This window comes from Sulfitobacter pontiacus, from assembly GCF_040790665.1.
GTDB classification, from domain to species: domain Bacteria; phylum Pseudomonadota; class Alphaproteobacteria; order Rhodobacterales; family Rhodobacteraceae; genus Sulfitobacter; species Sulfitobacter pontiacus.
On the sequence record NZ_CP160849.1, the window covers coordinates 2,412,966 to 2,433,951 of the forward strand.

Annotated in this window: 24 protein-coding genes and 1 tRNA gene; 15 read left to right on the forward strand and 10 right to left on the reverse strand. The window is 60.4% G+C overall.

What is annotated here, in order from left to right:
- Nucleotides 1–87 precede the first annotated feature (87 nt).
- From AB1495_RS11875 to AB1495_RS11895, 5 genes are all read right to left on the reverse strand, one after another.
- Nucleotides 88–513, reverse strand: a complete 426-nt coding sequence (locus AB1495_RS11875; protein WP_074635142.1) for a hypothetical protein — start codon at nucleotides 511–513, stop codon at nucleotides 88–90.
- Nucleotides 514–637: 124 nt separating this feature from the next.
- Complete coding sequence (locus tag AB1495_RS11880) at nucleotides 638–928, reverse strand: hypothetical protein (RefSeq protein WP_074635141.1); 291 nt, start codon at nucleotides 926–928, stop codon at nucleotides 638–640.
- Nucleotides 929–1,026: 98 nt separating this feature from the next.
- On the reverse strand, nucleotides 1,027–1,218 hold the full coding sequence (locus tag AB1495_RS11885) for an AlpA family transcriptional regulator (RefSeq protein ID WP_074635140.1): 192 nt from the start codon (nucleotides 1,216–1,218) through the stop codon (nucleotides 1,027–1,029).
- Between the two features lie 109 nt (nucleotides 1,219–1,327).
- Nucleotides 1,328–2,053, reverse strand: coding sequence for a hypothetical protein (locus AB1495_RS11890; protein WP_139283780.1), 726 nt, complete (start codon nucleotides 2,051–2,053; stop codon nucleotides 1,328–1,330).
- Nucleotides 2,050–3,273 carry a site-specific integrase gene (locus AB1495_RS11895; protein WP_074635139.1) on the reverse strand — a complete coding sequence of 408 codons (1,224 nt, stop codon included), beginning with the start codon at nucleotides 3,271–3,273 and terminating at the stop codon, nucleotides 2,050–2,052. Before AB1495_RS11895 ends, AB1495_RS11890 begins: the two co-directional genes overlap by 4 nt.
- Before the next feature lie 255 nt (nucleotides 3,274–3,528).
- Between AB1495_RS11895 and AB1495_RS11900 the strand changes: the two genes are divergently transcribed.
- Together AB1495_RS11900 and AB1495_RS11905 are read left to right on the forward strand one after the other, a co-directional pair.
- Nucleotides 3,529–4,872, forward strand: a complete 1,344-nt coding sequence (locus tag AB1495_RS11900) for an esterase-like activity of phytase family protein (RefSeq protein WP_074635138.1) — start codon at nucleotides 3,529–3,531, stop codon at nucleotides 4,870–4,872.
- A gap of 238 nt (nucleotides 4,873–5,110) precedes the next feature.
- Nucleotides 5,111–6,226, forward strand: a complete 1,116-nt coding sequence (locus tag AB1495_RS11905; RefSeq protein ID WP_074635137.1) for a glycine cleavage system protein T — start codon at nucleotides 5,111–5,113, stop codon at nucleotides 6,224–6,226.
- A gap of 21 nt (nucleotides 6,227–6,247) precedes the next feature.
- On the opposite strand, the gene AB1495_RS11910 is transcribed toward AB1495_RS11905, so the two are convergent.
- The gene (locus AB1495_RS11910) at nucleotides 6,248–7,123 is read right to left on the reverse strand and encodes a hypothetical protein (protein ID WP_005852722.1); all 876 of its coding nucleotides are present in this window, start codon (nucleotides 7,121–7,123) and stop codon (nucleotides 6,248–6,250) included.
- A 127-nt stretch (nucleotides 7,124–7,250) separates the two neighbouring features.
- Between AB1495_RS11910 and AB1495_RS11915 the strand changes: the two genes are divergently transcribed.
- Nucleotides 7,251–7,326 (forward strand) — tRNA-Thr (locus tag AB1495_RS11915).
- Nucleotides 7,327–7,404: 78 nt separating this feature from the next.
- Here AB1495_RS11915 and AB1495_RS11920 read toward each other — a convergent pair.
- The 3 genes from AB1495_RS11920 to AB1495_RS11930 form a co-directional block, all read right to left on the reverse strand.
- Nucleotides 7,405–7,971 carry a hypothetical protein gene (locus AB1495_RS11920; protein WP_074635136.1) on the reverse strand — a complete coding sequence of 189 codons (567 nt, stop codon included), beginning with the start codon at nucleotides 7,969–7,971 and terminating at the stop codon, nucleotides 7,405–7,407.
- A 129-nt stretch (nucleotides 7,972–8,100) separates the two neighbouring features.
- A complete protein-coding gene (locus AB1495_RS11925; protein ID WP_244268856.1) occupies nucleotides 8,101–10,194 on the reverse strand; it encodes an ATP-binding protein in 2,094 nt (697 codons plus the stop codon).
- A gap of 134 nt (nucleotides 10,195–10,328) precedes the next feature.
- A complete protein-coding gene (locus AB1495_RS11930; protein WP_074635134.1) occupies nucleotides 10,329–11,123 on the reverse strand; it encodes a DeoR/GlpR family DNA-binding transcription regulator in 795 nt (264 codons plus the stop codon).
- A 166-nt stretch (nucleotides 11,124–11,289) separates the two neighbouring features.
- Here AB1495_RS11930 and phnD point away from each other — a divergent pair, with 166 nt between their 5' ends.
- The 11 genes from phnD to AB1495_RS11985 all read left to right on the forward strand — a co-directional run bounded on the left by phnD (nucleotide 11,290) and on the right by AB1495_RS11985 (nucleotide 19,132).
- Nucleotides 11,290–12,270: a phosphate/phosphite/phosphonate ABC transporter substrate-binding protein gene (gene phnD / locus AB1495_RS11935; protein ID WP_005852758.1), complete on the forward strand. Its 981-nt coding sequence runs from the start codon at nucleotides 11,290–11,292 to the stop codon at nucleotides 12,268–12,270.
- 54 nt (nucleotides 12,271–12,324) lie between these two features.
- Nucleotides 12,325–13,110 carry a phosphonate ABC transporter ATP-binding protein gene (phnC, locus tag AB1495_RS11940; RefSeq protein ID WP_009826698.1) on the forward strand — a complete coding sequence of 262 codons (786 nt, stop codon included), beginning with the start codon at nucleotides 12,325–12,327 and terminating at the stop codon, nucleotides 13,108–13,110.
- The gene (gene phnE, locus AB1495_RS11945) at nucleotides 13,107–13,901 is read left to right on the forward strand and encodes a phosphonate ABC transporter, permease protein PhnE (protein WP_074635133.1); all 795 of its coding nucleotides are present in this window, start codon (nucleotides 13,107–13,109) and stop codon (nucleotides 13,899–13,901) included. Before phnC ends, phnE (AB1495_RS11945) begins: the two co-directional genes overlap by 4 nt.
- A complete protein-coding gene (gene phnE, locus AB1495_RS11950) occupies nucleotides 13,898–14,707 on the forward strand; it encodes a phosphonate ABC transporter, permease protein PhnE (RefSeq protein WP_074635132.1) in 810 nt (269 codons plus the stop codon). Before phnE (AB1495_RS11945) ends, phnE (AB1495_RS11950) begins: the two co-directional genes overlap by 4 nt.
- On the forward strand, nucleotides 14,704–15,615 hold the full coding sequence (locus AB1495_RS11955; protein ID WP_074635131.1) for an HAD-IIA family hydrolase: 912 nt from the start codon (nucleotides 14,704–14,706) through the stop codon (nucleotides 15,613–15,615). Before phnE (AB1495_RS11950) ends, AB1495_RS11955 begins: the two co-directional genes overlap by 4 nt.
- 115 nt (nucleotides 15,616–15,730) lie before the next feature.
- Nucleotides 15,731–16,036 carry a peptide-binding protein gene (locus AB1495_RS11960; RefSeq protein WP_009826702.1) on the forward strand — a complete coding sequence of 102 codons (306 nt, stop codon included), beginning with the start codon at nucleotides 15,731–15,733 and terminating at the stop codon, nucleotides 16,034–16,036.
- 223 nt (nucleotides 16,037–16,259) lie between these two features.
- A complete protein-coding gene (locus AB1495_RS11965) occupies nucleotides 16,260–16,691 on the forward strand; it encodes a hypothetical protein (protein ID WP_074635130.1) in 432 nt (143 codons plus the stop codon).
- On the forward strand, nucleotides 16,691–17,383 hold the full coding sequence (locus AB1495_RS11970) for a MotA/TolQ/ExbB proton channel family protein (RefSeq protein WP_074635129.1): 693 nt from the start codon (nucleotides 16,691–16,693) through the stop codon (nucleotides 17,381–17,383). The genes AB1495_RS11965 and AB1495_RS11970 overlap by 1 nt, the downstream gene beginning before the upstream one ends.
- Complete coding sequence (locus AB1495_RS11975; RefSeq protein WP_340246423.1) at nucleotides 17,376–17,756, forward strand: biopolymer transporter ExbD; 381 nt, start codon at nucleotides 17,376–17,378, stop codon at nucleotides 17,754–17,756. The genes AB1495_RS11970 and AB1495_RS11975 overlap by 8 nt, the downstream gene beginning before the upstream one ends.
- Nucleotides 17,757–17,759: 3 nt before the next feature.
- Complete coding sequence (locus tag AB1495_RS11980) at nucleotides 17,760–18,149, forward strand: biopolymer transporter ExbD (RefSeq protein WP_037943971.1); 390 nt, start codon at nucleotides 17,760–17,762, stop codon at nucleotides 18,147–18,149.
- Nucleotides 18,146–19,132 carry an energy transducer TonB gene (locus AB1495_RS11985; protein WP_074635127.1) on the forward strand — a complete coding sequence of 329 codons (987 nt, stop codon included), beginning with the start codon at nucleotides 18,146–18,148 and terminating at the stop codon, nucleotides 19,130–19,132. The genes AB1495_RS11980 and AB1495_RS11985 overlap by 4 nt, the downstream gene beginning before the upstream one ends.
- A 60-nt stretch (nucleotides 19,133–19,192) precedes the next feature.
- Here the strand turns inward: AB1495_RS11985 and AB1495_RS11990 are convergent, their stop codons facing one another.
- A complete protein-coding gene (locus AB1495_RS11990; RefSeq protein ID WP_139283778.1) occupies nucleotides 19,193–19,393 on the reverse strand; it encodes a hypothetical protein in 201 nt (66 codons plus the stop codon).
- Here AB1495_RS11990 and AB1495_RS11995 point away from each other — a divergent pair.
- Complete coding sequence (locus tag AB1495_RS11995; protein ID WP_074635125.1) at nucleotides 19,364–20,911, forward strand: MHYT domain-containing protein; 1,548 nt, start codon at nucleotides 19,364–19,366, stop codon at nucleotides 20,909–20,911. The genes AB1495_RS11990 and AB1495_RS11995 overlap by 30 nt on opposite strands.
- Nucleotides 20,912–20,986: the final 75 nt, after the last annotated feature.

A 20,986-nucleotide genomic window follows, 5' to 3' on the forward strand; every position in this document is an offset into this window, starting at 1 on the left:
TGTATATATGTCCTGTTCTTTGTGACGCTTTCCAAAGCCGCCATAAGGCAATCCGTCACAGATTTTGTGCATGGGTTTCGCGGGGTGTTACCCATGCACTGTTTCCGTGAGTGCGATGCACTGATTTTGTGCGGGGCTTTTCCATTTCCTGAATGCCATAGTCGCTCTAGATCCATCCTTGGTTGGATATTCGGTCAAAGCCCATGTTGCGGCAATGCCGACGCCAGACGGGCCAAGATGCGGCCCCTTGGTCATCACGATGAAACCGCGTTCTTCGAGAACCTGAAACCACCCGCCCACGGTATTGCGGTGAACACTGCACGCTTTCGCTGCATCGCGGTGGCTTAGGAATATCGTTCCGTTGTTGTGTCCGTTGTATCGTTTCTTGAGTTCGAGATAGAGCGTGCGAGGGCCAGGAGGCATGGTTTCCCATGCCTCCGTTGCCATCAACCAGTGGAAAAGTTGTACGAAGGGTGGCACGCCTTTCTTGTGATGCTTGTAGGTTTTCGCCATCAGCGATGCCCCCCGCGCAACTCGGTGTAGGTGCGCACCCAATGGTCTGGCAAATTGTGCCTGTGGATCAGGTGACGCTCAAAGGGCGTGGCGGGTGCTAGGCGGGGCGCTGGGCGCTCGGTTCTCATGTCAACGCCTCTGTCCCTAGTGGCTGAACCTCTGCATCACAGGACAGCACATACCGGGCGTGTAGGCCGGGATAGTTGCCTTCGTGCGGTTCCATGATGGTTTCGATAGGGATGCCAAGTTCTCTCAGGTCGAACACGTAGCCAGACCATCTTGGCGCGGGGCGTGAGATTGGGGTGACGCCTTTTGCGCCAGCTTCGACAAGTTGCACCATTGCCCAGCCTAAGCGGCCCTTGAAAACAAACGTGCGGGATTGTTCGCTCAGAAAGAGCGTTGCTCGGATTTTCATTCTACTGAATCCTTGTTTTGTGGATTGCAGCGCGGTATCTGGAGGTTGTTCAGACTACCCAGCGCCCGCGCCAGTTTTGTTACTGCGTGGGCGTTGCTTTACCCGACACGGTCAGCGGTAGGGCGGGATGCCAGCCAAGCGGTCACGGCGCTTTCAGGCCACGCCACGGCACGCTTGCCGATGCGGACGGGGCGGGGGAAGTCGCCTGTGTCCATCATCGCATATAGGCTGGATCGGCTAAGGCCAGTTGCCGCTTCAACAGCGGGTCGTCTGAGGTGGTGTTCGGTCATGTTGGCACTCCGTGATTTTCTTTGGAAGTACCGTCAGGCTTTCACCGTTGGTTTGTGTCACAAAATCAAAAGTGTTCCAAAACCATTTACAAATGGGTTCACAAATACGCTACGGCCTTTTCTTCGGGCCTCTCTTGGAGAGGCTGGGGACGGCGGTTGTCGCTTGTTTCCATACTGCACGCCAAGACTCGGTGTTTAGATCAGCTGCCAGTTCTCGTTTAACTTCATCGCGAACCACGGGCTCACCACTTTTCGCGCGCTTGATTATCTCTAAGACAATCTCGTTTGTATCAATTTCCATTTGCGGCGTCTCACGTCGCGATGCTGGAAAACTAATGATTGCGTCTAGTTCATCTTGGTTCTTTGGTCCGTCTTGCTCTTCGAAGGTGAGATAGCCTCCTTCTAAACATTGAAACTTGTCGGCAAGATTTCTTAGAAATCTATTGGGATAAACTGGACCATCTCCCGTTGGCCTTTCTCCTAGAACTCGCCCCAAAAGACCGTTCATTCGTCTGCGGTGGCGCTTGTATATTGATGGAACGATTTGACCCGTAGAAGGATTTACGAATGCAAATTTGCTGACCAGTCTTCTCTTAGTGGAATGGCCTTGGATGTAGATACAAACATCAGGCGTAATTTTGAATAGCCTTCCATCAGGGAAAAACACTGAAAGCGACGGACAATCACGCAAAAACGCAGAGGTCTTCATCAGTGCGAAATTATGGGCCAAGTCACTACGCCTCTTTCGTAGATCATCGGACATTTGATCTGAGACGCGCGAAAAAATTTCAAATTGGAAATTGCTAACGACAACGTAACCTTTGGGTGCAATCATCGATTCAGCCTAATTAGATTCGAATTTTCAACGCCTAAAGTGATACTCCATCGTTCCATCAGCTTCCTGCGTTTGTCAAAGAAATCCGACCGCGCATAAGCCGCCTCCGCCTTGTCCTTAACCGTATGGGCCAGCGCCGCCTCTGCTACGTCGCGGGGCGTGTTGGTGCGTTCTTGGGTCCATGTCTTGAACGAGGTGCGAAACCCATGCACGTCCACGTCGTAGCCCAGCGCCTTGGTCAGCTTCGATAGCGTCATGTCAGACAGCGGCTTGCCGTGTTTGGTGCCGGGGAACACCAGACCATCGCCTGACCCAAATTTGCGGGCCTGTGACAGCACCTCAACAGCGCGGGGCGACAAGGGGACGCGATGCTCTTTCTTGGCTTTCATGCGGTGCGCTGGGCGCGTCCAGATGGCTTGGTCCAGATCAAACTCAGACCATTCCGCCAAACGCACCTCACCAGACCGTGACGCTGTTAAAATAACTAGTTCTAACGCCAGCTTGGTGACGTCCCCCGCGTCCGATGCTTTCAGAGCGTCGAGAAATTCTGGCACCTTGCCATAGGGCAGGGCTTTGCGATGCGCTTGCGTCTTGTCCTGTTTGGGCAGAGCTTGGGCGATAGCGTCCGCAGGGTTGTCTTGCCGCCATCCGTTTGCCACGGCCCATTTCATCACGGTGCCGATGCGTTGGCGCACCCGCCGCGCCGTTTCGGGTTTTTCCAGCCATATGGGTTGTAACACGGCCAGCACGTCCGCCGTTGTGACTTCGGACACCTTCAACTTGCCGATGCGGGGGAAAGTGTAGGTTTCGAGCGTCGATATGAATTGCGCCGCGTGTTTCTTGTTGCGCCATGTCGGTTCGTGGATCTTGTGCACCTTGCGCGATGCCTCCTCAAACGTCAGCAAAGCCTCTGAGGTGCGTTTTGATTGCAGGGGGTCGCCACCCGCCCGCGCCAGCTTGCGGTTCTGCAAGGCGGCTTCCCGCGCCTCTGCCAAGGTGACAAGCGATGCGCTACCCATGCCTATCTCGGTGCGCTTGCCGCGTATCATGATGCGCTGCACCCAACGCTTCGCGCCTGAGGTATCGACCTTAAGAAACAGGCCGTGGCCGTCGGTGTACTTACCGGGGGCGGTGACGGTGCGCACAAATGCAGCGGACAGCGCCTTCTCCGCCCGCTTGCTTGGTTCGGTTCGTTCGATTGCTCTTTTCACGTCCGCCATTCCGTCCCCCATTATTATCTGGAATATGGGGGACGACAATGGAACAATCAAGACTTAGATGGGGTCTAAGTTACTGAATGTAGTAATTTACTGGAATGGGTTGGAATGCACGTCGGCGGACACCTCCTCCGCCATTATCCCACCTATCCATCGCGCCTCTCCCCAATTCCGCGCCTGTCGTGGAACCGTCACCTTTGCGTTACGCGGCTGTTACCAGAATCGCGGATCAGGGGCCGTCTTTAACGGAGAGCCCTTATGAAACACCCTATTTTTCCCCTTGCCGTGTCCCTTCTTGCCGTCCCCGCTGCCGCGCAAGAGACGTTTGATGCCACGCTTGCGGGCCATGCCTACCTGCCTGCGCTGAGCCTTGTCGCGCCGCCTGCGGATGCGCCGAAGGATGCGTGGATCAGCGGTAAATTCACGGGTGGCGCGCGCAATGGCGTGCCGATGTCGGTGCCGGGCGATACGGGCGGGCTGCATGGTAAACGGCTGACGGGGCTGAACCTGCCCTTCATTGGCCAGCCGTTGCAGGGGTTTTCCGGTTTCGCGATGAACCGTGCCGAGGATGGGTCGGTCTATGTACTGACGGACAACGGCTTTGGCTCAAAGGCGAACAGCCCCGATACGCTGTTGTTCTTCAGCCGGATGGACGCTGATTTCGACACAGGCGAGGTCGAGATCAAGGAAACCGTTTTTCTGCATGATCCCGATTTCAAAGTGCCCTTCCGCATTTCCTATGGCGGGACCGACAGCCGCTATCTGACCGGCGCGGATTTCGATCTGGAGAGCATCCAGCGCGTTGGCGACAGCATCTGGATCGGCGAGGAGTTCGGCCCCTATCTGATCGAGGCCACATTGGACGGGCGGATCAAGGGCGTCTATCCGACGATGGTGGATGGTGTTCAACTGAAAGGGCCGGACACGCCCGGTATCTCGGCCACATCGGTGAAGGGGACGGATTGGACGGTGCCACGCTCGGGCGGGTACGAGGGCATGGCGCTGCAGCCTGAAACGGGTTTGCTGTGGGCCATGCTCGAGAAACCTCTGCTGGCTGCGAGCGGCGAGAACGAAGGTGATTTCCTGCGCGTCATGGCCTTTGACCCCGAGGCACGCGACTGGACGGGCGAGGGCTTCAAGTTCAAGCTGGCCGAAGGGGCCACGGCGATCGGTGACTTCAACTTCATCGACGAGACCCGCGCGCTGGTGATCGAGCGTGACAATGGCGAGGGCGAGCCTTCGTTGAAATGCGCCGGTGACCCGCAGGCAGATTGTTTCCCGAACCCCGCGATGGTCAAGCATGTGGTTCTGATCGATACCGCCGATGTGGATGCCGAGGGCTATGTGCGCCGCATTGGTCAGATCGACCTGATGAACATCGCCGACCCCGAGGGGAAGGCCCGCATCGAAACCGATGGCGGCGAGGCAGGGCGGTTCAGCCTGCCGTTCTTCACCATCGAGGACGTGATGCGGGTGGACGAGACGCACATCATGGTCGCCGTGGACAACAACCTGCCGTTCTCATCCGGGCGCAAGCTGGATGCCGCTGCGGATAACGAAGTGGTGCTGCTGAGCGTGCCCGAACTGCTGGCCGCGCAGTAACCTGACGCGCCCCTGTCGGCAGAGCATGCCGAGGGGGCGTTTCACACCCTAGACAGACCCTAGGCCCCGCCATTGCCCGCGCACCCCCAACCTTTGAGAGGATGCCGGTTGATGTGCGGGGCTTTGCCGTGTCAGAAAAAGCGAACGCCTGCCTGATGGCACCGATGGGCCCTGACCCCCGCGCCATGGGACAGGGCATAGGGGTGCTACGGTGGGCCTTGGCAAAAGGATCTTCCCCATGACGTTTCAGATCGGCATTGGCCCGAATAATCGCAAATCCGCCTATTTCGATGCGACCGTCGCAGAGGGTGTGGCTTGTTTCTCGGTCTATAATCACATGTTCATACCAGCGCATTTCGGCGACCCCGAGGGGGAATATGACGCGCTGATGAACGGGGTGGCCATGTGGGATGTCGCGGCGCAGCGGCAGGTCGAACTGTCCGGGCCGGATGCGGCGCGGCTGATCCAGTATCTGACCACGCGCGATATGTCGAAAACCCGGATCGGGCAGGGGCGCTATGTGCCCATGTGTGACCATCAGGGGCGGCTTATCAACGACCCCGTGCTGCTCATGCTGGCGCAGGATCGCTATTGGCTGTCGATTGCGGACAGTGACATCGTTCTATGGGCCAGCGCCATCGGGGCAGAGCGCGGGTGGGACGTGACCGTGGCTGAGCCAGACGTCTCCCCGCTGGCGGTTCAGGGCCCCAAGGCCGAGGCGGTGATCACCGCGCTGTTCGGCGACTGGGTGCGTGATCTGAGGTATTTCGGCTTCAAGCAAACGCAGCTGGGGGATATCCCGCTGGTGCTGGCGCGGTCGGGCTGGTCGAAACAGGGCGGCTTCGAACTGTATCTCCAGGACAGCAGCCGCGGGGGGGAGCTATGGGCAAAGGTAAAGGCCGCAGGCGCGCCCTTTGGCATCCGCCCCGGTGCGCCCAATGACGTTGAACGGATCGAAAGCGGACTGGTGTCCTATGGGGCGGATGGGCGTCTTCAGACCAACCCCTGCACCCCGTATGGCATCGGCCTGGGCAAGCTGGTCGATCTTGAGACCCCGGAGGATTTTATCGGCAAAGAGGCGCTGCGCCGCATCGCCGATGAAGGCGCGCAACGGGAAAGGTCAGGCTTTGTCATCGCGGGCGCGCCACTGACGGGGGCGGGCCATTCGATCCCCGTGCTGGACGATAAAGGCCAGCCGCGCGGTGTGCTTAGCGACTACGTCTATTCCAAACGTTTCAAGGCCAATATCGGCGTCGGGATGATCGCATCGGATGCAAAGCAAGCGTCGCTCCACGTCGTCATCGGGGACGAGGCCCGCAACGTAACCCTGGGCAGCCTGCCATTTGACAGCTGACCTTAGGCGGTGATCCCGCCGCTATGGCAGGATGACCCGCACGCCGGGAATTTCCTGAATGCGCGCAACGTCTTCGTCGTAAACCTCGGTCATCTCTTCGACCAGTTCTTCGGTCCAGCTGGGCATGTCCAGCTCTTCCTCGAGCGCGTCGTCGATCACGTATTTGTCCAGAAACGCCGCGATCACACGCGGGTGCTCTGCCGTTGTCATCTCGGGGTGGGAGGCGAGATAGGATTTGAACCGTTTCATGCCTTCGGGGCGCATGATCGTTTCCAGCAGGTCGAATTCCCCGTCCAACGGCGCCATCGTGGGCAGGCCCGCCATCTCGCGCATGATCTGCCCCCAGATCAGGGGGGCGTCTTCGTTGCACCATACGGTCACGGGAATCTCGGGCGCAGAATCACGTAGCAGCGCCAGCGTGTCGGACCAACGCACATCCAGCGGATCCTTGTCGCCCCAGAACTGTGGCGGAGATTTGTCGGCCGACACATCATAGAGCACCGGCAGCAGGGTCGCGGGATTGCGGATGCCCATGAAAATCTGCAGTTCATCCTCGGGGAAAAGCTGCGCCATGCGCATCATCCGCACAGGGGCGGCGGGATAAAGCATCCCTTCAACAACCGCCGTCGCAGGGGTGCGAAAGAAGTTCGCGTCGGAAAAGATCACCCGATCCGCGTCAGAATCTCCCATGACCGCGTCCAGCAAGACATCCCGCGCCCCGTCCGAGGCGGATGTTTTATACATCGCATTCAACGTATCGCGAAACAAACCACGATAGGTTGCGGGGCTCGGCACATGGGTGCCCGCCTGCGTCAAAAGATCGTGGTTCGACTGGAGGCTTTTCAGCAGCCTGTCTTCTTCGGTGTAATGGGCACCTGTGTGCAAAATCAACTGCATGAACGTCTTCTCACCCTTACTGATACCGGCTTTCCAATAGCCTTTCCTGCGACTTGTGTAAAACTGCAAAAAATTGACATTTCCCCTCTTGCACGGCCCGCAGCAATCTCTTAAACGCTCCCTCAGTGCCCCTATAGCTCAGCTGGTAGAGCAACTGATTTGTAATCAGTAGGTCCGCGGTTCGAGTCCGTGTGGGGGCACCACTTCTTCCCTGATTTCAATACATTGACAACTTTAGGCGTCGCCGCATCCGCGATGCATTTCCCACTTTTGTGCGTACCTCACTGCTTGGCGCGCGGTAGGGGGATGATGTTTGATTTTCGTTTCATCCGCGCAAACTCCACCTGGGCGGCGTCTTTGCAGGTGGGGCAGATAGAATAGCTTTTGGCGAAGTTATCCGCATCTGGCGGGGTGCGCAGATCGATCCATTTGTCGCCGATCTGGAATGCGCAGCAGACCGAACATCGCGTGGTATCGTAGTATTCCTCAAAGGCGCTGACCGTAGGGTGAGGGGGGCTGGTGATCGCATGGACAAGCATACTGCCGATGGTCAGGCTATCGTCGGGGGAGGGCCAGATCGTCAGCCGGTACAACCGCCGCACATCCGGCCCGTCACAGCGGTAAAGGATACTGAACAGTTGCTGTTCGATCCGGCAGGCCTGAAACACGCCGAACAGATAGGTACGCGTGTTGGCCCCTTCGACGAAATCCCAAATCTCCCGCCCCAGCACATGGGTAGAGGTCGCCCCCGGCGCGTCATTCTCTATGGCGAAGGCGTCCCATTCGGACCCGACAGAGATGATCCGATCCTTGCTGTCCACGACATAGCTGTTTGTCTTGAGGTCCAATGAAAATGCCCTTGGAAAAATTTCAGGTCATAAACAGGATCATCGTTACGCTAGGTCATCATAAGCGCGAAACCGGTGCTTGCCCAAATATTTATCGTTAGAATTTAAAGTACCGCGCCCCTCTGCGCCTCAAGCCGTCTTCTGGATATCGGTCGCGCCGGTGCAGGGCAGCGTCAGACTAAAGGTGCTACCGACGCCCAGTTTGCTTTCCAGTGACAGCGATCCGCCGTGCAGCTCTGCCAGCTGCTCGGAGATGGCCAGCCCCAGCCCCAAACCGCCGTTTTGCCGTGTCATGGACCCGTCAACCTGTTGGAAACGCTGGAACACACGGCTCGCGTCCTCCTCTGCGATGCCGTTGCCGGTGTCAGTGACGCTGAACACGATCTCGTCGGTGGAATGTAGCATCGACAGGTGGATTTTGCCTTCGCTGGTGAATTTGATCGCATTTGTAATCAGATTGTACAGGATTTGTTTGACGCGCACCTTATCCGCTACGGTGGCAGCAGGGCCGTCGCCGGCATAGGTGAGGGTCAGCCCTTTTGCCTCTGCGGCGGGTCGCAGTTCTTGGGTGACGGTGCGGGCGATCTCGTCCAACTGGGTGGGGGCCATGTCCAGCTCTAGCTGGCCGCGGGATACTTTGGTCCAGTCCAGCAGATCTTCGACAAGGCGGATCATATGCTGCGATGATTCCGCGATTCCGGCACCCTGATCGGTGATGAACTTCTGATACTCTATCGCGGCGGCAGCCGATTTCGGACAGCCACTGCCATCGGCGGTCAGCGCCGACATCAACCGCTGCGCCTGAGGCATCTTATCACTGTGCCGCATGAACGACGCACGGCCAAAGATCACGGTCAGCGGGGTGCGCAGCTCGTGCGATACGTTGTTCAGGAACTCGGTCTTCTCGCGGTCGGCGGCTTCAGCGGCTTCTTGCGCGCGCTTCTCGGCGGTCACATCCGTCCAGATGCCGACGGTATAGCCGTGGGGGGTCTTTGCCTCTGTCACCTTGAGCCAGTTGTCGTTGCCGATGTCTTGCAAGAACGCCTGACCCGGATTGCGGAAACGTTGCAGCCGCTCGCGTACCCAGGCCTGTTTGCTTTTCGATCCGCTGAGGCTTTCGGTGCGGTTGGCCCAGTTGACCACAAGCTCTCCCATGGTGGCACCGGGGACGATCAGGTCGGCAATCTGGGGGTGATAGTCGCGGTACTTCTGGTTCACCACCATCACCCGTTCTTTGTCGTCAAACGCGATAAAGCCTTCGTCGATCGCGTCGATGGCCTCGGCCAGCAGGGCGTGGGCGTTGGTCTGGTTCAGCGCCAACCGGCGGAAAGCCAGCAGCACACCCAGCAGGAATATGGCGGAAATGAGGGCGAAACCCACCAGGTTCCGGCTTTGTGGTGAATAGGCCGGCCATCCCGCGGCGGGGCGCACGGCGGCTTCCCATGTGGTGCCCAGAACGTTGAACGTGGTCACGACGGGCTTGTCTTTGAGCGCGCTCAACCGGTGGTCGGGCAGGGCCTCTACCAGACCAGAGGCCTTAAGCGGGTGCAGCTCGAAACTATATTGCGCGGGGTCCGAGAAATCATGTTGCGGGGCTTGCAGCAGACCTTCCTGATCCATCACGACAGAGATGACGCCCCAGAATTGATCGGTGTTCAGCTCGGCGTTCGGCAGGAACACAGGGTAGTGCATGATATAGCCGGTCCCGCCCTGCACAAGGTTCACACGGTCATCCACCACAGGCGCGCGGGTGCGGTAAGCTTGGGCCACGCTCGCCATCTGGGCGGGCAGTTGCCAGTATTTGACGCCGATCGTCTCGCGGTTATCCGTTTGTGGGAAACTGTGTGTAATCGACAGGTTAGGGGCCAAAGCGACGGCAATCTCGTCAGGGTTGTGGCGCTGCAGGTCGCTCACGGTGCGCGCGATCTGACGCTCGTTGATCTCACCCGCCACGGCAAGCGTATTCTCGATGTTCTTGGCCACCAGCACGGCTTCGAAGAAACGCAGCTGGATCTGGTCGGCCACCGAATGCAGCGCCTGTTCCACCTCAAGGCGCAGCGCGGCGAGGTGATTGTCGCGGTCGAGCTTTACAATAGAATAGGCAATCCCGCCGATACTTGCGAGCAGGACAATCGTCAGAACGACGAATACCTTAGAGGCTAAATACCCCGTGAACTTGTTGAGCAAAGTGCCACCCTCTTCCGTCCAGGTAGGCCGCCGCACGACTTTCTGTCGTTGCTGGTTTGCCTGCCTTTGTCCCCTTTATTGACTGCATCATTGTTTATCGAACGGACAAAATACGGGCGCAATCGAGGCATTTTGTAGACTTTTGCGCAAAGCGGTCATGCCGGTTACTTTCAGGCGTTTTCGGGGGTGATCACGGGGGTGCGATGCTGTCGAAGCGCTAGGGCAAGCCCGTCGTTGGGGGCTGCATCGGTGATCAGATGGCCCAGATGCTCAAGCGGGGTTACCTGCGTCAGGTGACGTTTGCCGAACTTGCTGGCATCAATCAGGAAATGCGCGGCGCGGCTTTGGTCCAGCATGGCGCGTTTCACCTCGGCAAAGCCTGCGATGGCCTCGCTCACGCCTGTTTCATCCAGCGCGGAGGCCCCAAGAAAACACGCGTCGACATTGAAACCGCGCAGAAAGTCGCAGGTGGCAGTGCCGGTCAGCGCGGCCTCTGCATTCATATAGTCGCCGGGGGTCATGATCACCCGCACCCTGTCCGAGGCCCCCAAGATCATCGCCACCTGCAGGCTGTTGGTTAATACCGTCGCCGCCACGCCAGAAAGGGTCAGCGCCCGCGCGAATTCCATCATCGTGGCACCTGCGTCGATCATCAGCGTTTGCCCGTCTGTCACGCGTTTTGCGGCAAGCTGCGCCATCTGGCGACGTTCATCCACATGTTCGCGTTGACGTTCATCCAGCACGCTTTGCGCCCCCGGCGCGCGGGGGGAGGCCCCGCCGTAGGATTTTTGCAAAAGCCCCTGCGCGCTGAGCTCGGCAATATCGCGGCGGACGGTTTCGGTGGTCACATCAAAGCTGGCCGCAAGGTCCGATACACGCACATGCGGGGCAAGGCGCAGTTCCAGCAAAATCTGTGCGTGGCGCTCTGCTTTGCGCAGGTTTCGGCGTTCCGTTCCGGTATCCATTCTGCGGTTCCTTTCGGCGGTCGAGGCGATGCAACCGACCGTCAATATTTGGCACTTGCCAAATTACTAGGCGGAAAATGTTGCGAATCGAAAGCTTCAATGCTCGTATCGCGTAATTAATCGTGCAGCACACTCTGCGCGGGTATTCTCGGGGAGGAGAAACAAGATGATCAAACGCAGCTTTATCACGGCGGGCCTGATGGCCGCTTTTGCCATGACCGGCACCACCGCATTGGCCGAAGAATGCGCCGAGCGCGGCGCGCTGGACGCGATGTTCTGTGACGCCAACGGCGATCTGGTGGCCGATGCGCCCACGGACGAAAGCATGCTCAAAGACCCGTCGACGCTGGTCTTTGCCTATACACCGGTCGAAGATCCCGCGATCTACGAAGACATCTGGACGCCCTTCATTGACCACCTGTCCGAGGTGACCGGCAAGAAGGTGCAGTTCTTTGCTGTGCAATCCAACTCTGCCGAGGTAGAGGCGATGCGCTCGGGCCGTCTGCATATCGCGGGCTTCTCGACCGGACCCACACCCTTTGCTGTGAACCTTGCGGGCGTTGAACCCTTCGCGATCATGGGCTCCGAAGACGGGCAGTTCGGCTACAAGCTGCAGGTCTACACCCAAGCCGACAGCGATATCAAAGAGATGGCCGACCTTGCTGGCAAACGCGTCGCGCATACATCGCCCACGTCGAACTCCGGCAATCAGGCACCGCGCGCGCTGTTCCCTGATCTGGGCGTCGTGCCGGATCAGGACTACGAAGTGACGTACTCGGGCAGCCACGATCAATCCATGCTGGGTGTGGTCGCGGGTGACTATGATGCGGCACCGGTTGCGTCCGAAGTGGTGGACCGCATGGCGGAACGCGGGCTTTATGACCCTGCCGAGGTGCGTATTGTCTGGGAAAGCGATCCGTTCCCCACGACATCCTACGGCGTGGCCCACGACCTGACGCCCGAGCTGAAGGACAAGATCAAGGAAGCCTTCTTTAGCTACGATTTCACCGGCACCGCATTGGGCGAAGAGTTTTCGGGCGTGAGCAAATTCGTCCCGATCACCTATAAAGACCAATGGGCCGTCATTCGCCAGATCCAGTCCGCCAACGGTGTTGAGTACACGCCACAAGGCCTTGCTGCTGAATGATTTTCCCGTCGAGGCCGGTCCCAATGGGCCGGCCTCACGCATAAGGTATCCTACATGTTGAAAATTACTGACCTCGTCAAACGCTACGGCTCTGGCGATCCGGTCCTCAAGAATCTTGACCTGACCATCGAGGGCGAAAGCGTCGTGTCGATCATCGGGTCTTCCGGTGCGGGCAAAAGCACGTTGCTGCGGTGCATCAACCGTTTGGTTGAACCCACCTCCGGCACGATCGAGCTGAACGGCACCGACCTGACCCGCTTGCGGGGCAAGAACCTGCGGGCCGCACGGCGCAAGATCGGGATGGTGTTTCAGGGGTTCAACCTTGTGGATCGTCTCACCGTGATGGAGAACGTCCAGTCGGGCCGTCTGGGGTATATTTCAACATGGTCCGCCATCACGCGGCGCTATCCCAAGCAAGACATCCGCCGCGCTTACGAGCTGATGGAACGGGTCGGCATCGCCCATTACGCCGACACCCGCGCCGATCAGCTATCGGGCGGTGAACGTCAGCGTGTCGGCGTGGTCCGCGCCCTGATGCAAGAGCCCGATATCCTGCTGGCAGACGAGCCTACCGCATCGCTTGACCCCAAGACATCGGAACAGATCATGGGCCTGCTGCGCGACCTGTCGCGCGAGCTCAAGCTGCCGGTGTTGATCAACATCCACAATGTGAACGAGGCCAAGGAATACACCGACCGCATCGTCGGCATGCGCTATGGCCGGATCATCTTTGACGACAAGCCCGACATGCTGGACCCCTCCGCGATGGAGGCGATCTATGCGGGCAGCCCCCATGCCGACCGCAGCGGCGGTCCGGATGACAAGGCAGCCGCATCATGACCGCGCCGCGCGACACTTGGGTCAAGCCGCCCTTCATCGCCAATCCGGCGCTCCGCTGGGCCGTGTATCTGGGGGCCATCGCCTATTTCGGCTGGGTCGGGCTGACCATGCCCATCGACTGGGACCGCGTCGCCGAAGGTATCGGCCGCGCGGGCAAGATCTTTGGCGGGGCCTTCCCCCCGAGCTTTGAACGCAGCGGTCTGCTGATCGACGGGTTTCTCGAAAGCCTCAAGATCGCGGTGCTGGCCACGGCGCTTGGCGTGCTGCTGTCGATCCCCATCGCCTTTATGTCCGCACGCAATGTGGCCCCCAAGCCCGTGTTCTATCTGGGCCGCGCCCTTATCATCATCGCGCGCAGCTTCCATCCGGTCATTGTCGCGATCCTCTTCGTCAAGGCCGTCGGCTTCGGGCCGTTCGCCGGTGTGCTGACGCTGACCGTCTATTCCATCGGCTTTGTCGCCAAAATGCTGGCCGAGCGGATCGAGGAGATCGACTTTGGGCAGGTCGAGGCCATGCGCGCCGCCGGTGCGCCGTATTTCTCGACGCTGTCTTACGCGATCTTCCCGCAGATCATGCCGCGCCAGATCGGTCTGACCATCTACCAGCTTGATTCCAACCTGCGGGCCTCTGCCGTGGTGGGGATCGTGGGGGCAGGGGGCATCGGTGCGACGCTCGCCAATGCCTTCGGCCGCTATGACTATGACTTTGCCCTTGCCATCACCATGGTCATCGTCGGGGTGATCCTCTTTTCCGAGGCCGTCAGCGGCGTTATCCGAAAGCGTATCCAATGACCTCACTTTCTACGCAATTCGGGCGCGACGACTGGTCCCGCTTTACGTTCAAGCAACGTATGACGCGCTATGCCATCTTTCTGGGCTGTGCACTTGCCATCGCCTGGGCGCTCACCTCGATAGAGGTGATCTGGCCGTGGGTATGGGGTGCCCCTGAACAGATCGGCGATCTGTTTGGCCGGATGTACCCGCCGGACCCCAGTAATCTGGAAACCATCCTCAAGGTGTTGTGGGACACGGTGAACATCGCGACATTCGCCACCACCTTTGCGGTGCTGCTGTCGCTGCCGGTCGCCTATATCTCGGCGCAGAACACCACGCCGAACCGTGTGACCCTATGGCTGGGGCGGCTAATCCTCGTGACCTCTCGGTCGGTGAATACGATCATCTGGGCGCTGCTGTTTGTGGCGATCTTTGGGCCCGGTGTTGTGGCCGGCATCGTGGCGATCATGTTCCGCTCTATCGGGTTCATCGGTAAACTGCTGGGCGAGGCCATCGAGGAGATCGACACACGCCCCGTCGAAGCGCTTGAGGCGACGGGCGCGTCGCGCTTCAAGGTGATCGTCTATGCGATCGTGCCTCAGGTCATGCCGACCTTCTGGGCGGTGGCCATTCTGCGGTGGGATATCAACCTGCGCGAATCCACCGTGCTGGGTCTGGTGGGCGCTGGCGGCATCGGGATCATCCTGCAAGGTGCCATCGACACGTTCAACTGGCCCGAGGTCGCGACGATCCTGCTGGCGATCATCGCGCTGGTGGTGGTGGGGGAAGTCATCTCTGCCTATCTGCGCCGCCGTATCCTGTGACCCGGAACATCGGCGTCGACCCGCAAAGCGCCTTTGCGCGCTATCTGCAAATTGCCGACCGTCTGCCGCGCACCGCGGCGGGCGGTCTGGCGGAAACCGGCGTGTTCACCGACCTTGCGGCGCGCTTCGATCTGATCCTGTTTGACGCCTATGGCGTGCTGAACGTCGGCGAAACCGCGATCCCCGGTGCGACCGATACCATCGCGGCGCTGCGCGCGGCGGGCAAGGCGGTTGGCGTGGTGTCAAACTCCGCTGCTTACCCCAAGACGCATATGATGGCGCGCTACGCCCGTCTGGGGTTCGATTTCTCCGCCCCCGAGGTGACCACCAGCCGCGAGGCGCTGACCGCGCATATCGCGGGGCTGCCGCCGTGCCGATGGGGCCTGATGATCAACCCCGCCGTCGATCTGGGGGAACTGGCGACGCTGAACACGACTGTGCTGGGGGATGACGCCGAAAGCTACGATGCGCAGGACGGGTTCTTGCTGGTGGGCGCAGACGGCTGGACCGACCGTCGGCAGACATTGCTGGAGGCGTCACTGAAACGCGCGCCCCGTCCGGTGCTGGTGGGCAACCCCGATCTGGTGGCACCGCGTGAAACGGGCCTTTCGCGGGAACCGGGCTGGTTTGCGCACCGGCTGGCCGATCGCACCGGTGTGATGCCTGTGTTTCTGGGCAAGCCGTTCGGGCAGGTCTTTGACATCGCCCTCGGCCGGTTCAATCGCGCCCTTCCTCCCGAACGGGTGCTGATGGTCGGCGATACGCTGCATACCGATATTCTGGGCGGCGCGCAGGCGGGCTTTGCCACGGCGCTGGTCACGGGCTATGGCTCGCTCACGGGGCTGGATGTGACGGATGCCATTGCGCAGGCCGGTCTGTCGCCCGATTTCATCGTCCCCAACATCTGACGCCCGCGCCCCTGCGCATCGGCGGATCATGACCCTTTGCGCGATATCACGGTTTATTTTGTGGCCCCCACAGGCTACCACCGAACCCGAGGCTATCAGAACAAGGGCAAGAAAAATGCGCAAAGCAGTGACCGCCGCCGTATCGGCAATCGTGATTGCGACCACCTTGGGGGCCACCCCCGCCACCGCAGGATCGCTGGGCCGTTTCGAGGTAACGGGCGTGGGTGAGGATGACATGCTCAAGATGCGGGCAGGGCCGGGGACGGGGTTCATCGTGCTGCTTGGCCTCCCCAACGGCACCATTTTGCAGGTGCATGATTGTCAGCAAACCGGCGGCACGCGCTGGTGCGACGTCTCGCTTGATCAGGCCCGCCGCGTGCGCGGTCATGTGTCCTGGGCCTATCTGCGCAAGCTTCGGTAATACGGGCGGCGCAGGCTACCTTTGCGGTTTGTCGCCGGCGCGCGCCTTCCTGAATAGTTGATCGTTAAAGTCAGGATTGCGCCTTGTCGTGATCTTTGCTAGGCACGGCGCAATCGCGCTGTGCCAAAAGGGCTGTTTGCCCGCTGCGCCGCGCCAGAGCCAAAGGTGCCCACAGCGCCTTAGCCAAAAATCTCATCGTTTCATCCCACGGTCAGGAGGTCCCATGTCCCGTTTCCGTACCGCTATTCTGTCGCTGCCCCTTGTGATCGCAGCCCCGCTGGTCGCCGCGCAAGAGACTGATATCAAGGATCAAATCTCGGTCGAGCTGAACGCGGCAGAGACCACCGAAGATGCCTGCAAGCTGACCTTCATGATCACCAATGGCTTGGAGACGCCGGTCGACAAGATCATCTACGAGGCGGTGCTGTTTGACACCGAAGGGAAGGTGGACCGGCTGACGCTGTTCGATTTCGGCACCCTGCCACCGGCCCGCCCGCGCGTGCGCCAGTTCGTCGTGCCGCAAACCACCTGCGAAGATTTGGGCCGCATCCTGTTCAACGGGGCCAACGCTTGCGAGACGGGCGGTAGTGCCAGCGGCGTCTGTGACACCGGCCTGCTGCCCACATCGCGCACATCAATCGAGGTTCTGGGCTGATGGATATGTTCTCTGCACTGATCGCGTCGTTTCGCCAGATCGCCGAGACCGGCGGGCCGGTTGTTGTTGTCCTGATGGGCGTCGCCGTGCTGACGCTGACGGTGGCGATCTATAAGGTCTGGCAGTTCTGGCGCTCTGCCGTGGGGCGGCACAAGGCGCTGACCGAAGCGGTAGAGGCATGGGACCGTGGCGACAAACCCGCCGCCCGCGAGGCTTTGGGCCGGTCGAAAAGCTACCTCGCCCCCGTGATAAAGATGGCGATGGTGTCGAACGGCACGCGTAGCGGCGCAGGCGCAGAGCGTTTGCAAGCCGAGGCAGAGACGCGTTTTGCCAAGCTCGAAACCGGTTTCCGCCTGCTCGATTCCGTGGCGCAGCTGGCCCCCTTATTGGGCCTGTTCGGTACGGTTCTGGGCATGATCGAGGCTTTCCGGTCGCTGCAAGCCGCCGGATCGCAGGTCGATCCGTCGATCCTTGCGGGGGGTATCTGGGTGGCGCTGCTGACCACGGCTGTCGGTCTGGTGGTGGCGATGCCCACGGCCCTGATCCTCAGCTGGCTGGAACAGCGGATGGAGGCAGAGCGGGTGATCGCGGATAAGGCGATCCTCACGGTGCTGACCCCGTCCAACGATGTGCCAGCCCCTGCCGCCGCGGCGTCAGCGCCGACGCCTGAAATGGTCGCCGCACATGGCTAGGCCGCGCACGCGCAGACGGCGGCTGTCGATGACCTCCTTGATTGATGTCATCTTTCTGCTGCTGCTGTTCTTTATGCTGACCTCGACCTTCTCGAAGTTCTCCGAGGTGCCGCTGGCCGCTGCCGGTTCGGGCGCGGTCGCGCAGGCCAGCAATGCCAAGCCGGTGTTCTTGCAGCTTGGCCCCGATACCTTGCGTCTGAATGGCGACGAAATCGCATTGGACGCGCTGGCCGGATCATCCTTGGCCGAGGCCGAGACAGGCACCGTGCTGCTGGTCTCGCTCGGGGCGGATGTGGATGCGCAGCGGTTGACGGATGTGCTGGTCAAACTGCGCGAGATGCCTGCCTTGCAGGTGTCGGTATTAGGGGGCTGACAGATGCGCCGATTTGCCAAATCCAAACCGCAGCGTGAACCGACCATCGCGTTGATCAATATCGTCTTTCTGATGCTCGTCTTCTTCATGGTCGCGGGCACGCTGGCGCAGCCGCTGGACCCCGATCTGAAACTGGTCGAGACCCGCGCGCTTGAAGGGCAGGCCCCGCCTGACGCTTTGGTGATCTACCCCGACGGGCGGTTGACCTATCAAGGCGCGGCGCAGGTGGATGCCGCGTCCTATGTCGCCAGCCTGTCTGACGAAGACCGCGAGATCATACGCCTTGTGCCGGATCGCGCCTTGCCGGCCGAGACGCTGGTCGCGCTGACCCGCGACTTGCGCGCGGCGGGGGCGCAAAAGGTGATGCTCGTCACGCAAAGGGCACTGCAATGATTTCGCATTCTCCTACAGCCAAAGGGGTCTCTTTCGCCTTGGCGGTCGGGATCGTCGCGGGGGCGGTCACCATCGGGCTGCCGCAAGATGAGATCGCGATCGAAGGGGGCGGCGCGCCGGTCGAGGCGATGATGGGCAACAGTTTCGCGGATATGGCCGTGGGCACGCTCACGCCGGAACCGGCAGAACCGGCAGAGACGCCCGTGGCCGAGGCACCTACCGCCGCAGAACCCCTGCGCCCCACCACAGCAGAGCAAACCCCGCCCGAACAGGCCGAGCCGGTCACCCCGCCCGAACAAGCGCAGCCCGTGACCCCGCCCGATGTGGCAGCGGTGACGCCTGCGGCCCCCGCAGCACCCGCCGCCTTGGCACCCACACCGCTGGCCGTGCCCCCCTCCGAGAGCGCGCAAGTCGCACCGCCGCCTGAAACCCTGCAGGCGCAAGACCCCGATAGCGACGCCCCCGTCCTGTCGCGCCGCCCCATGCGCAAGAATCCTGAAACCGCTGCCAAGATCGCCCAGGCCCGCGCCAAGCAAGAGCAGGCGGAGCGTGAACGCCGTCAGGCAGAGCAGCAAGCCGCCAAGAAGAAAGCAACGCAGCAAGCCACCGCACGTGGCAATGCGCAGCGCAATGCGACCAAAGGGTCTTCGTCGGGCCAAAGCGCATCGGCCAAATCCACCAGCACCGGCAAACGCCAAGCCGCGGCATCGGCGCAAGGCAATGCCGCCGCCAGCAATTACCCCGGTCAGGTCATGCGCCGCATCTCGCGGGCGGGCAAGCCGCGCGTTCGCACCACGGGCACCGCGACGATCGCTTTTGCCATCGCCAGCAATGGCGGGTTGGCCTCTGTGTCAGTCGCACGGGGGTCCGGCTCTGCCGCGCTGGACCGGGCGGCGGTATCGGTGATCCGCAAGGCCGCCCCTTTCCCGCGTCCCCCCGCTGGCGCGCGGCGTCAGTATTCTATCAAGATCAAAGGGCAATAGGCGGGGCGTTCAGCCCCCTGCGCCTTGCTTGCAGTGCAGTCGTCGCGGCGGCATCAGCCCTTATATACTGGCCATTTCCGACGGATTGGCACCCTGGAAGCTGTTGTTTCCCATGGTAAAAAAGACCGGTAATTTTTCTTGGTTACCACCAGTATAACGTAAACACGCCTCAAATCTGCCGTTTTCTCCGCCGATTAACTGTCCGGTAATCAACAGGTAGAGTGCGCCGACATGCTCAAAGTAGCCCATACGATCCATCATGATCACGACCTTGGTCTCGTGCTTCTGGCGGGGCTGCTTTGCGCCTTTGGCTGCTGGGTGGTGTCGCGTTTGTATCAGCACGCCTTGGGGCGACCGCGCAGGCAGGCGCTGATCTGGTACTTCCTCACGGCGATCACGGCGGGCGTTGCGGTCTGGTGTACGCATTTTATCGCAATCCTCGCATATCAGCCTTCGGCACCGGTAACCTTTAACCTACAACTGACCTTTGTCTCGCTTTTGATCGCGATTGCAGGGTCGACCGTGGGCATCATGGTGGCGGGCATGTTCCGGTCGCTCGCGAGCACGATCATCGGCGGCACGATCTTTGGCGTTGCGGTATCGGCGATGCACTACACCGGCATGGTGGCCTACCGCGTCGAAGGCGTGGTGACCTGGGACCGTGGCTACCTCATCGGGTCGGTTATTCTGGCGGTGGTCCTGTCGACTGCCGCGCTGTATCTGGGCAGCCGCAGCGCACGGTGGAGCGGGCTGCAAATGACGGGCGTCCTGACGCTCGCCATCATCGGGCTGCATTTCACCGGCATGGCCGCGTTCAGCGTGGACTGCATCGGGCTGAAACCCGGCTATACCAACCCCGAAGAATACAAGCTGCTGGCACTGGTGATCGCGGGCACGGCGACGACAATCACCCTTGGCGGTCTGTTCACCTATTTCATCGAAAACCGGACCCGCATGGAAAGCATCGAGGAGTTGCGCAAGGCCCGCGACGCTGCCGAAGGGGCGAGCCGCGCGAAATCGGAATTCATGAGCGTTCTCAGCCACGAACTGCGCACGCCGCTGACGATTGTGATCGGCTATGCGGGCTTCCTGACCAAGCTCAAGACCACGACCACGGCCAAACTTTCGCCGGGTGAGCCGATCACCGAAAAACACTATAATATCATCGGGGATCAGGCAGAGCTTTACGGCCAGCGCGTCAAATTCGCGGGCAACCACCTGCTGACGATCATCAACGATATTCTCGACTATACCAGCATCGAGCTGAACGACATCAAACTGGCCAAGACCACATTCCCTACACGGGCGCTGCTGGCGCAGGTCGAGGACCAGTTTCAGGGCATGGCGCAGGGCAAGGATGTGACCCTTCATATCCCCGACGGCAGCCTTGACGTGATCGCCGACCGTGGCCGCTGCTTGCAGATCCTGATCAATCTGGTGGGCAATGCGCTCAAGTTTTCCAAGGGCAAGGATATCTTCCTGCGGGCCGAAGTGGACGGCGGCGGCTTCCGCTTCGAGGTCGAAGACAATGGTGTCGGGATGGAACAGAAAGATCTGGAATCGATCTTCCAGGCCTTCACCCAGATCGAAAGCGCCGACAACCGGTCAGAAGGCGGTACAGGGCTCGGGCTGGCGATCTGTAAGAAACTGGCGCTAGCGCATGGGGGCGATATCTCGGTCTCTAGCACGGTGGGCAAGGGCACCAAATTCTCGGTCTTCTTCCCGCATAGTCTGGTGAGCACCGGGCGTCCGTCGCAGTCTTTCGCGGCAGCCGCCTGACCGAATAGGGCCACCCCCGAAACAGCAAGGGCCGCAGCGTGATGCTGCGGCCCTTGCTGTATGTGCAGATCAGCG